Here is a 9,780-nt window from a genome sequence, read left to right as displayed (position 1 = left end):
TTTATTGAAAATGCTTTGAAAAGTAGGTTAGGTTGACATAATGAAACCCAAAAATACCACCATTAATAACACTAAATCGCATCCCGAAAACCTTACCCTGTATCTGTTTACGTTATCTCACTCAAGCATTACTGGGGATTAGTGGGGCGATCGCACAAATATTAACCTCACCTAATAATTGTCGCCCGAACTAAATCAAATCCTAGAATAAATAGCTTACGTGCTGGTAGTATAATATTAAATCGTCAATAAATTAATATACTTGAAATAGAATCATGACCACAGATGCAGAATATCAAACAAGAATTACTACTTATAATTGGGATGATTTAGTAAAATTATGGTCAGAAATTAAAACAAAAAAGACCTCAAATTTTTGGGATGCAGGTAAAGCATTAGAATATTTGATATTACGTGCATTTCAACTTGATGGTGCTGACATAGCTTGGCCAGAAACCGTTAAAATTCAAGGTAAAATAGTAGAACAAATTGATGGCGTAGTCTATGCAGATAGCCTAGCTTGTCTGATAGAATGTAAAGATACCAGCGAGGAAGTTAATATTGAACCCATAGCTAAACTCAGAAATCAATTATTGCGAAGACCAGCAACAGCTATTGGTAGTGTGTTTAGTCGCAGTGGATTTACAGAAGCTACAGTAACATTAACTGGGTTTGTAGCACCTCAAACCATTCTATTGTGGGGAGGAGAAGAAATTGAATATTCATTAAAAAATAAATCTATATGCAAATTTCTCGTCAAAAAATATCGTGTTTGTGTTCATAAAGGTATCCCAAATTACGACATTATAATCTAATAATTACAGCATTGTAAAGGAGGTTTTTCATGAAACTAGCATACATTCTCACAGAAGGTGATAAGGACATAGAAATTCTACAGAAATTATTACCAAAAAATCTAACTCAAGATATTCAATTTATAGCTGGTGGAAGTTCTTACCGGGCGCGTTCTTTAGCTACTTCATTACTTGCTACTAGAAAAACACCAGTTGCTCTTGTCATAGATGCAGATACAAATAACGAATCGCAAATATTTGAAAAGAAAGATTTAATTAAATATGTATTAAGTCAAGCATCATCTGGTATTCCTTTTCAAGTTTCTCTAGCAGTTCCAGAAATAGAATCCATATTTTTACAAGATAAATCATTAATTGAAAAAATAGCAAACCGTCAATTTAATGATTTAGAATGGCAATTAGCTCAAAGCAAACCTAAAGAATTTTTAGAGACAGTTTTAAATAACAAGCAATCTCTCAATGACAAAATACTTAGACATCTAAATGATGATGAAATTAAGATATTTCAACAACATCCGTTAATACAAGAAATCAAGGGTTTCTTGTCATCAGTTATTGAGTCTTCTGTTGCTATTAATTAATCTAACTGGATATAGAATTTCTATTCACCTAATAAAGCACTTATTACAACCCAAAAACCCTGTATCTGTTTACATTATCTCACTCAAGCATTACTAGGGATGTTTAGGGCGATGCGCTGTCCGTAGGTATCGCAGCGATGATTACAGCCAGGGGAGCGATGCCTTCGGCGATGTGTATGGCGATTCTTACAGCGATGCCTTCGGCGAGCGGAGCGATCGTGTAAATATTCACTTCACCTGAGAATTATTATAAGTATATTTAGGTACTAAAATTAATTGTCGTAAATGCTTGTTTACATGGCAATGGCAGAAAATGACAAAACCTGCCATAATATAGAAAAGAAGATTCAAGGAAATCACATTATGAAAAGTATGAATATTTCCTTACCTGACACCATGCGCGATTATATAGAAGAACAGGTAGCGCAAGGTGGTTACAGCAGCGTCAGTGAATATTTTCGGGAATTAGTGCGACAAGACCAAAAACAGAGAGCAAATGAACGACTACAAACCATGCTCTTAGAAGGATTAAACTCAGGAAATGCAACAGAAATGACTGCTCAAGATTGGGAAGATATTCGTCAAGCAGTTCGTGAAAAAACTAACAAACGTCAAAGTGCAATTTAGCCATGATGTTTGCAATTAAGAAAAGACCTCAAGTTATCCGTGACTTGATAGATTTAGCAACCTATATAGCAGAAGATAGTTTAGATGTTTCCGACCGCTTTTTAATAGCAGCAGAAACAACATTTAAACAATTAGCTAAAACTCCGGCTATGGGAAAAATCTGTCAATTTCCCCATCCCAATTTAGCAGATATTCGACAACAATCTATCAAAGGATTTAGAAAATATCTGATTTTTTATCGTATCACTGAATCAGAAATTGATATTTTGCGAGTTATTCATGGTTCAAGAAACATTGAAACAATATTAGATGAGGATTTAGAACTATGAGTAATTAGCAAGTAGGTTGGGTTGACACAAAGAAACTCAATAATAACCACCATTAATAACACTAAATTACAACCCAAAAACCCTGTATCTGTTCACATCATCTCACCCAATTATCAGGAGCGATGTGTACGGCGATGCGCTGTCCGTAGGTATCGCAGCGATGATTACAGCCAGGGGAGCGATGCCTTTGGCGAGAGGAGCGATCGTGTTACGCAGTAATTCTAAGCGTGATTCTTTCGGCTGGAAGCGTGGGGAAACTATCGCCAGTGCTGGTGAGTTGATGGCTTTTAATGGTTTGACAGCCGAGGCTTTGACTAAGCGAGCGATCGAGTTGGTGCATTAAGAGATATTACCCCCATTTAAATTTTTGATTGGATGCGGGTATTATATTACGGTAGTGATCTCATACTAGATGGTATTGAATTTATCAATTTTTCAAATTGATTATTTTCTTCAAAAAAACATAAAGCGTCTTCACTTAACCAACCTAGTAATTTCTTAGCATTTTCGTAGGTTGTCAGTAATTCATCAAATGATAAGTTTCTAGTATTAAAAATAGGTTCATGATGAAATACACGGTTACGTATAACCCTTATTTCGTTTAAAATTCTTCTTATTCTTTTAATATCGCGCATAAGATTGTGTTTTTCAGGAGCATTTGGAAAAACTTCATGAATATAACGAGGAGAAACAATATGCCATATAATTCTGTCATAGTCAGATCCCATAATTTCTGTCCAAAAACCAAAGTTTAGCTCTGGAGTTAAAGTATCTGATGTAACTATTGTATGGTAAATTGGGTTATTAATTTTTTTATTCTGTTTGTTAATTTCTTCTTTTGCTTTGTCTATCTGTTTTAATAATCTTGCTCTTTGAGTATTACCATTTTTGTCGTGCCATTCTGTTGCAGCTTTTCCATTTAACCACTTACCTGCTTTTTCCTCAAACCAATTATCCCCAAATTCTTTAACAAGTACATTACTAATCCGATTTCGTAAAACTATTTCAAATACACAGAGGAATGAATATAGAGATTCTGATAAACTCATATTCAGTGTATATAGTCTCAAGGCTTCTATTTTATCTTCATTGGTCGCACTCAAATACGTTGAAAGGCGTGCTTCAGAAAAAACTACGCAAAGACTATCATAGGTAGTAGGGTTAATCATGTTAAAAATTTCAGTATTAACATAAGATAGATGCGTTAAAGATGAGTATATAACTTAGAGTTATGGAAATTGGAAATATTTATTTTAGAGACTTGACAAATCTGTAAATCTTAGATACTATGAATATGTGAGCCTTGGGTACTCCTTGGAGCAAAGAGTTGGATAAGGCCTTCAAAAAGTGAATTAGGCTCAATCACAACTTGGAGTTCCCGACCCCAGGGTGAGAATTTTTTAAAACTTAATAATGACTTTTGAAGTCATAGTTTAACTGGTGTGAGAGGTGGCGCTGCGGCGATGTTAGAACCTATCATGTTACGCAGTAATTTTAAGCGTGATTCTTTCGCCTGAAAGCGTGGGGAAACTACCGCCAGTGCGGTTGAGTTGATGGCTTTTAATGGTTTGACTGCGGAGGCTTTGACTAAGCGGGCTATTGAGTTGGTGCATTAAGGGTTAAAAAATAAATTTTTCGACCGTAGATAGAATAAAGTATATAATGAAATTTTATCTTATTCTATTTACGGTTTTTATGTTACAACAACACAAACACATTCTATAATTTTAGAACTATGAAAGAAGATTGATAACAGATGTATCTACCAGTTTATGAGATACCTGCTTATCAACATATTTCATAATAGAATCAATAATTTCTTGTTGTAGAATTTCACATAATACTTGTTTATTACCTTGTTTGAGTTCTACTACTAATTCTTGAGTTCTCAAAGAGATATATTTTGCAGTATCCTCATCTGGTAAAATGACAGGAGTTTTTAAAATATACCTAGCAGAATTATTTGCAGATGGATTAATATCTTTTAAGCAAACCCAAAATACTGGCGAGTTACAATAAGCTAATAGAAAATATAAATCAATTGAAGATTTAGGAAAAATTCCTACTATAGATTGATCAAAAAGACCTTCCTCAATTAATGCAGCCGTAGGACGTTTAGATGTCACCATAGGAAAGCCAATTCCTGTTTTAAAATAGTAGGATGAGTTTTGAAATCTTGATTTTTTATTTGTTTTATAATGTTTAACTGCATCCTGACTCCAATCTACATACCATTGAGTTGGTTTTATAAAATTATAACCACCACCTTTTAGAATAGGAATAAAATGCTTTGATCCTTCTATTCCATTTAAAGTATTTTTTAATGTAGAAGGTTTAGTTTCAATAGAAGTAGAATTAACGACTAAATAATCGGCCGAACCTTTGACTAAAGCAGATGCTTTCCGGAGAAAAACTCTATCATTTCCTGAGTAAAAACCTGTCACACAGTCAGCAATATCAGCCATTTTAATTACATTATTTGACAATTTATTAAAAACTGATTCATTAGGCGATATAGGAATAGATAGAGATTCACTATCAAAAATATCTTTCTGAATGATATGATTACGATTAAATTTCATATTTGGAGATTCTGTCAAATCTCCTAAAGAGTCAACAAACTTTACGGAAAAAGAATGGTTGTATTTTGGTTTTTCAGCACGTATAGAAATAATACAAAGACCAGCATAACCAAATGAAATACCAGGAAATAGAGATGAACGAAAGACATCTATACTTTCAATTGTAAATTCTTCGAGAATATAACGTCTAATAGTAATATAACTGTGAAGATACAAAAAAGTGTCAGGAATAATAAATACAAGTCTTCCTTTTTCTGCAAGTAATTTAAGACAACGCAGTAGAAAAACAGTATATGTCTCTTTAATATAAAATCCTGGATATTTTCTTTTTAATTCTGTACGACGCTCATATTCTTGCCAACCTCCATAGGGAGGATTGCCTAAAATTTTTGTAAATTTGTGATCAAAAGATTCACAAAGGTCTAAATCTGGACAAAATATAGTATCCCTTTCTCGTATTTCTACATTTTTTAAGTTACTAAACTTTAATTTGAGATTTTTTGCGTGTTCAGGATGTAATTCATAAGCGACAGATGATATATCTTGATTAATATCAAGTGCTGCTGCTAAAAGATGTCCTTCTCCTGCACAGGGTTCAAGTAATTTATCATTCACTTCTAGTTTCAATAGTGAAACCATATATGAAGATAAAGCTTGATCTGATGTAAAATAAGTTTGGTATTTATCTCTATATCTTGTTTCTACTACCATTGTAAATATCCCATTAAATTAGATTGCTGAAAATCACTTACTGTTGTGTTTAATAAATCATTTTGCCAATCAATACTTGAATTTATCCAGGTTTGGATATCAAAAGTTGTAAGATTACGAATTTCTGTATAAGCTTCATCACCACAATATGCATTCCAAACATGAGATTTTCTTAAAATTCTAAAGTAATTGTTATTCAAATTTTCCTTGGCACGAACGAGCAGAATATTACTATATTCATCTTCTAAATTACAATAAATAGTTGCTACCATAAGCAGTCGGTTAGTATTTCCTTTCTCATTTGAGCCAAATCCACTTTTAAAATCTATATTGAATCTTTTACCTCTAATAATAGCATGAAAGTCTAACTCAAGACTTATTTCACCAGAATCCACTAGCACCCAGACTTTTTCATAATAGTTGATAAGTTCATATTTTTGTTCTTGAGAAATAGACAAAGTATCAATATATTCTTCAATATCTTTTTTTAGATTTTTTCTGACTTCAGAAAAAAGTGGTGGTACAAAAGAGGTTAATTCTGCTGCTTTTGGCGGGTACAAAAATGGTAATCGCACAAAATCTTCCCAAAGCTCACCGATTCGCCGAGAAAATGCCATATATTCATAAGGCCACACTTCATGACGTAAATCAAGCATTACTACATGAGCGCAATAAGTAGTGAAAAGAAGTGACGAAAGTTTATCTTGATCATTCCAATTATTTTGATTTCCAGTTTCAATAATTGTATGTAAAAAATCATTCTTAGTTTTATTGATTGCTTTATTGATATGAGGAGTTATTTTTTGATAATTTTTATTACCGATTTCTCTTCTAATTTCAGAAAGTTTTTCATTTGCTAATTCTCTAAAATATTCCAACAAAGCAGATTTATTTTGGGTATTGTCTGGAGTTATTTGAAATGTCATAATTATTGTTCCGTTTTTAGCTTTTTAGTATACAGCGTATTATGATATAGGAAATAAATTAATAACAACAAAAATTTAATAATATTTAATGATTTCGGGAACATACCCCACTATTAATAAAGCACTGATTACAAGACAAAAATCCTGTATCTATTCATATCATCTCACCCAACCATCACCATTGATGTGTACAGCGTTGCGCTGTTTGTAGGTATCGCAGCGATGCTTACGGCCAGGGTAGCGATGCCTTCGGCGATCGCAGCGATCGTATAAATAAGATAAGACAATAGAACCATGACAGATACACCTGGAAACATTCACCTCACCTGAGAATTATCACCCGAACAAAATCAACTATCTGTTAACATAGTGAATGATAGAATTAACAGCAAAGTAATGATTCAATTACAACAATTGCAAGAACAGGTATTAAAATTACCAATCAAAGAACGCTGGAATCTTGTCCAAACCGTACTAGCATCAATTCAACAAGAAACCCTATCCTCTATTCCTCCTCAACCCACCCTAGAAATCTTATCTGAACTTGACCCTTGGACACAAAGCCTAATAGGTGTAATTAGCTTAGAATCAGAAAACCCAGAAGAAAATTATGTTAATTACCTAGAGGAGAAATATAGTTGAAAAAAGTATTATTTGACAGCGCAACACGTAAATTAATAGAAAATTTATTGCAACATATTCAAATTGCCAGCGTTACACACGAAGTTATTCACCAAGCTTTAAAAAGTCCAATTAAAGATTTTGAAGATGCGGTGACAAGTGCAGCCGCAATGTCCGCAGGTTTAGAAATAATAGTAACACGAAATAAAGCCGATTTTGTGGAGTCTTCAATACCAGCAATGTTGCCAGAAGAGTTATTGAAAATGCTTTGAAAAGTAGGTTAGGTTGACATAATGAAACCCAAAAATACCACCATTAATAACACTAAATCGCATCCCGAAAACCTTAACCTGTATCTATTTACGTTATCTCACTCAAGCATTACTGGGGATTAATGGGGCGATCGCAGTCCAAAAATTCTGTATCTGTTCACATTATCTCACTCAACCATTACTAGGGATTACTAGAGCGATCCGCAGTCGAAAAACGCTGTATCTGTTTACATTATCTCACCCAACCATTACTAGGGATGTTTAGGGCGTTGCGCTGTTTGTAGGTATCGCAGCGATGCTTACGGCCAGGGGAGCGATGCCTTCGGCGAGCGTAGCTATCGTGTAAATAAGAGAATACAATAAAACCATCACAGATACACCTGGAAATACTAATCTCACCTGAGAATTATCATCCGAACTAAATCAAATCCTATTTTGTGCATCTTCTGGTTTACAATATAAAAAATAACTTAATATTCCCTTAACTATCAATCAGTAGTAATCAGGGTAGAAATATTAAAATTTGACAACCGGAGTGATTTTGAATAAAGAGGATATCATCTATCAACAAATTATAGCAATTGCCAGTAGTTACGGAATATTTGATTGCATACCCTGTGCTAGAGCAATTAAAGAGTTTTTAATCAGACAAAGTATTCATGGAAAACATATTAAACTAAATACAAATTCTCAAGATCCAATTTATGGCAGAATTTATGATGATAGTATTGGAGAATTGATTGCCACCACTGGTCATCATGAAGGTGTTATAATTGAGATAAATAACGGAGAACTTGTTTTTGACAACATCCACCATCAAGGCATTACCCGATTAAACTGGATACAGAATCTCTATTCACCTATTTTAGATGCAGGATTAGAGTTTCAAATCACAGAAACTTACTTTTAACCTAGAAATTTAGTGAGTTAAAAATGGATAATCTCTACAAATTACTGCAAAAGATCAAAAAAAGACCTGCAATGTATTTAGGTAAAAATTCTATTTTTAGTCTCCAAGCATTTTTAGATGGATACTATTTTGCTCGTCGAGAAATTGGTATTCCCTTAACAGCAGAAGAAACAGAATTTCAAACTTTTTTACAATGGATAAGATACAAATTCAATGTAGAAACAGGTCAATTATGGTCAAGTATTCTGCTTTTCCATTCAGCCGATGAAAAAAGCGCGGTAGATAGATTTTTTACATTATTTGAAGAATTTTATCAAAATCAGAAAAATCATGAAATAGCAAAAATTGATGAATTAGTTTCATGACCATAAAAATTACGGCGTAGGTTGGGTTGACACAAAGAAACCCAACAATACCCACCATTAATAACACCAAATTACAACCCAAAAATCCTGTATCTGTTCCCGTCATCTCACCCAACCATCACCAGCGATCCTTACAGCGATGTGTACGGACATCGGAGTGATGCTTTCGGCGAGGGGGGCGATGCCTTCGGCGAGCGTAGCTATCGTGTAAATAAGAGAATACAATAAAACCATCACACATACACCTGGAAATACTAATCTCACCTGAGAATTATCACCATCAAACGTCCTACCCTACCATCACTGCGTAGTTTATAATAGAATCATGCCGAAAAACTTACTCAACCGAGGAGTTAATAATGGTAATAAAAATTACAGAAATGTCTAAAGATATTGACACCTTACCAGAAGAAGCGCAAATCTTACTACTAGATTTTATTCAATTACTCAAAAAACGTTATCCACAAACAGAAAATCATCATCAAGAAAAAAGTATCTATGAGAAATTTGATGAAGTTGGATTAATTGGTTGTTGTGCTATGGAAGAAAATTTATCAACCACATATAAAGAAGTTTTATTTAATACATTACCAAACAAATATGATCATAGTTGATACAGGATTTTGGTTAGCTCTTATTGATCAAAAAGACACCTACCACGAAATAGCAAAACAAGCTTTAAAAAAATACAATCAGCCTTTAATTACAATATGGTGTGTTGTTACAGAAACCTGTTATCTTTTGCTAACTCGCAAAGGAGTTCAAGCTCAAGTCACCTTTTTAAATAGTCTGGAACAAGAATTATTTACAATCTTTAATTTAGAGCCTCACCATACTCCGCAAATTATTAAATTAATGGAAAAATATGCTAATCTGCCAATGGATTTAGCTGATGCTTCCCTAGTAATTTTAGCAGAACATTTAGGACATGGGCGAATTTTCTCAGTAGATCAGCGTGACTTTAACACCTATCGTTGGAAGCAAACTTATCCTTTTGAAAATTTGCTATTTTGAACTAATTATCTGTATCTGTTTACATTC

The 9,780-nt window shown here is 33.6% G+C and carries 15 protein-coding genes and 1 pseudogene; 12 read left to right on the top strand and 4 right to left on the bottom strand.

Annotated features, from left to right (window positions below; all coding sequences use genetic code 11):
- Nucleotides 1–275 precede the first annotated feature (275 nt).
- The 5 genes from VB711_RS25920 (at nucleotide 276) to VB711_RS25900 (ending at nucleotide 2,695) form a co-directional block, all read left to right on the top strand.
- Nucleotides 276–815, top strand: coding sequence for a restriction endonuclease (locus VB711_RS25920; RefSeq protein WP_323289312.1), 540 nt, complete (start codon nucleotides 276–278; stop codon nucleotides 813–815).
- Between the two features lie 29 nt (nucleotides 816–844).
- On the top strand, nucleotides 845–1,396 hold the full coding sequence (locus VB711_RS25915) for a hypothetical protein (RefSeq protein ID WP_323289311.1): 552 nt from the start codon (nucleotides 845–847) through the stop codon (nucleotides 1,394–1,396).
- Nucleotides 1,397–1,681: 285 nt separating this feature from the next.
- On the top strand, nucleotides 1,682–2,023 hold the full coding sequence (locus VB711_RS25910) for a type II toxin-antitoxin system ParD family antitoxin (protein ID WP_416233625.1): 342 nt from the start codon (nucleotides 1,682–1,684) through the stop codon (nucleotides 2,021–2,023).
- 2 nt (nucleotides 2,024–2,025) lie between these two features.
- Nucleotides 2,026–2,352 (top strand): type II toxin-antitoxin system RelE/ParE family toxin, encoded by a 327-nt coding sequence (locus VB711_RS25905; protein WP_323289310.1) that lies wholly within the window; start codon nucleotides 2,026–2,028, stop codon nucleotides 2,350–2,352.
- 124 nt (nucleotides 2,353–2,476) lie between these two features.
- Nucleotides 2,477–2,695: a hypothetical protein gene (locus VB711_RS25900; RefSeq protein ID WP_323289313.1), complete on the top strand. Its 219-nt coding sequence runs from the start codon at nucleotides 2,477–2,479 to the stop codon at nucleotides 2,693–2,695.
- 46 nt (nucleotides 2,696–2,741) lie between these two features.
- Here the strand turns inward: VB711_RS25900 and VB711_RS25895 are convergent, their stop codons facing one another.
- On the bottom strand, nucleotides 2,742–3,521 hold the full coding sequence (locus tag VB711_RS25895; protein ID WP_323289309.1) for an Abi family protein: 780 nt from the start codon (nucleotides 3,519–3,521) through the stop codon (nucleotides 2,742–2,744).
- A 261-nt stretch (nucleotides 3,522–3,782) separates the two neighbouring features.
- On the opposite strand from VB711_RS25895, the pseudogene VB711_RS25890 reads away from it, so the two are divergent.
- Nucleotides 3,783–3,968: pseudogene (locus tag VB711_RS25890) on the top strand (hypothetical protein); the annotation flags it as partial.
- Nucleotides 3,969–4,085: 117 nt separating this feature from the next.
- Here VB711_RS25890 and VB711_RS25885 read toward each other — a convergent pair.
- The 3 genes from VB711_RS25885 to VB711_RS25875 all read right to left on the bottom strand — a co-directional run bounded on the left by VB711_RS25885 (nucleotide 4,086) and on the right by VB711_RS25875 (nucleotide 6,892).
- Complete coding sequence (locus tag VB711_RS25885) at nucleotides 4,086–5,645, bottom strand: HsdM family class I SAM-dependent methyltransferase (RefSeq protein WP_323289308.1); 1,560 nt, start codon at nucleotides 5,643–5,645, stop codon at nucleotides 4,086–4,088.
- A complete protein-coding gene (locus VB711_RS25880; RefSeq protein WP_323289307.1) occupies nucleotides 5,639–6,571 on the bottom strand; it encodes a hypothetical protein in 933 nt (310 codons plus the stop codon). The genes VB711_RS25885 and VB711_RS25880 overlap by 7 nt, the downstream gene beginning before the upstream one ends.
- 159 nt (nucleotides 6,572–6,730) lie before the next feature.
- Entirely contained in the window at nucleotides 6,731–6,892 is a 162-nt protein-coding gene (locus tag VB711_RS25875; RefSeq protein ID WP_323289306.1) for a hypothetical protein, read from the bottom strand.
- Nucleotides 6,893–6,967: 75 nt separating this feature from the next.
- On the opposite strand from VB711_RS25875, the gene VB711_RS25870 reads away from it, so the two are divergent.
- The 6 genes from VB711_RS25870 to VB711_RS25845 all read left to right on the top strand — a co-directional run bounded on the left by VB711_RS25870 (nucleotide 6,968) and on the right by VB711_RS25845 (nucleotide 9,753).
- Nucleotides 6,968–7,213, top strand: coding sequence for a hypothetical protein (locus VB711_RS25870; RefSeq protein WP_323289305.1), 246 nt, complete (start codon nucleotides 6,968–6,970; stop codon nucleotides 7,211–7,213).
- Nucleotides 7,210–7,464, top strand: a complete 255-nt coding sequence (locus VB711_RS25865) for a PIN domain-containing protein (RefSeq protein ID WP_323289304.1) — start codon at nucleotides 7,210–7,212, stop codon at nucleotides 7,462–7,464. Before VB711_RS25870 ends, VB711_RS25865 begins: the two co-directional genes overlap by 4 nt.
- 541 nt (nucleotides 7,465–8,005) lie before the next feature.
- Nucleotides 8,006–8,374, top strand: a complete 369-nt coding sequence (locus tag VB711_RS25860) for a papain fold toxin domain-containing protein (protein ID WP_323289303.1) — start codon at nucleotides 8,006–8,008, stop codon at nucleotides 8,372–8,374.
- A gap of 23 nt (nucleotides 8,375–8,397) precedes the next feature.
- A complete protein-coding gene (locus VB711_RS25855) occupies nucleotides 8,398–8,739 on the top strand; it encodes a hypothetical protein (protein ID WP_323289302.1) in 342 nt (113 codons plus the stop codon).
- Nucleotides 8,740–9,098: 359 nt separating this feature from the next.
- Complete coding sequence (locus VB711_RS25850) at nucleotides 9,099–9,353, top strand: DUF2281 domain-containing protein (RefSeq protein ID WP_323289301.1); 255 nt, start codon at nucleotides 9,099–9,101, stop codon at nucleotides 9,351–9,353.
- Nucleotides 9,340–9,753 carry a type II toxin-antitoxin system VapC family toxin gene (locus VB711_RS25845; protein WP_323289300.1) on the top strand — a complete coding sequence of 138 codons (414 nt, stop codon included), beginning with the start codon at nucleotides 9,340–9,342 and terminating at the stop codon, nucleotides 9,751–9,753. The genes VB711_RS25850 and VB711_RS25845 overlap by 14 nt, the downstream gene beginning before the upstream one ends.
- Nucleotides 9,754–9,780: the final 27 nt, after the last annotated feature.

The sequence above is a fragment of the Cronbergia sp. UHCC 0137 genome (genome assembly GCF_034932285.1).
GTDB lineage: Bacteria > Cyanobacteriota > Cyanobacteriia > Cyanobacteriales > Nostocaceae > Cronbergia.
This window is presented reverse-complemented; position numbering and strand designations above follow the sequence as displayed.

Excerpts from the sequence above, each read along its gene's own strand:
- VB711_RS25855 (WP_323289302.1), top strand. The coding sequence starts at position 8,398 with ATGGATAATCTCTACAAATTACTGCAAAAGATCAAAAAAAGACCTGCA.
- VB711_RS25850 (WP_323289301.1), top strand. The coding sequence starts at position 9,099 with ATGGTAATAAAAATTACAGAAATGTCTAAAGATATTGACACCTTACCA.
- VB711_RS25845 (WP_323289300.1), top strand. The coding sequence starts at position 9,340 with ATGATCATAGTTGATACAGGATTTTGGTTAGCTCTTATTGATCAAAAA.
- VB711_RS25870 (WP_323289305.1), top strand. The coding sequence starts at position 6,968 with ATGATTCAATTACAACAATTGCAAGAACAGGTATTAAAATTACCAATC.
- VB711_RS25920 (WP_323289312.1), top strand. The coding sequence starts at position 276 with ATGACCACAGATGCAGAATATCAAACAAGAATTACTACTTATAATTGG.
- VB711_RS25905 (WP_323289310.1), top strand. The coding sequence starts at position 2,026 with ATGATGTTTGCAATTAAGAAAAGACCTCAAGTTATCCGTGACTTGATA.
- VB711_RS25880 (WP_323289307.1), bottom strand. The coding sequence starts at position 6,571 with ATGACATTTCAAATAACTCCAGACAATACCCAAAATAAATCTGCTTTG.
- VB711_RS25885 (WP_323289308.1), bottom strand. The coding sequence starts at position 5,645 with ATGGTAGTAGAAACAAGATATAGAGATAAATACCAAACTTATTTTACA.
- VB711_RS25915 (WP_323289311.1), top strand. The coding sequence starts at position 845 with ATGAAACTAGCATACATTCTCACAGAAGGTGATAAGGACATAGAAATT.
- VB711_RS25910 (WP_416233625.1), top strand. The coding sequence starts at position 1,682 with ATGCTTGTTTACATGGCAATGGCAGAAAATGACAAAACCTGCCATAAT.
- VB711_RS25895 (WP_323289309.1), bottom strand. The coding sequence starts at position 3,521 with ATGATTAACCCTACTACCTATGATAGTCTTTGCGTAGTTTTTTCTGAA.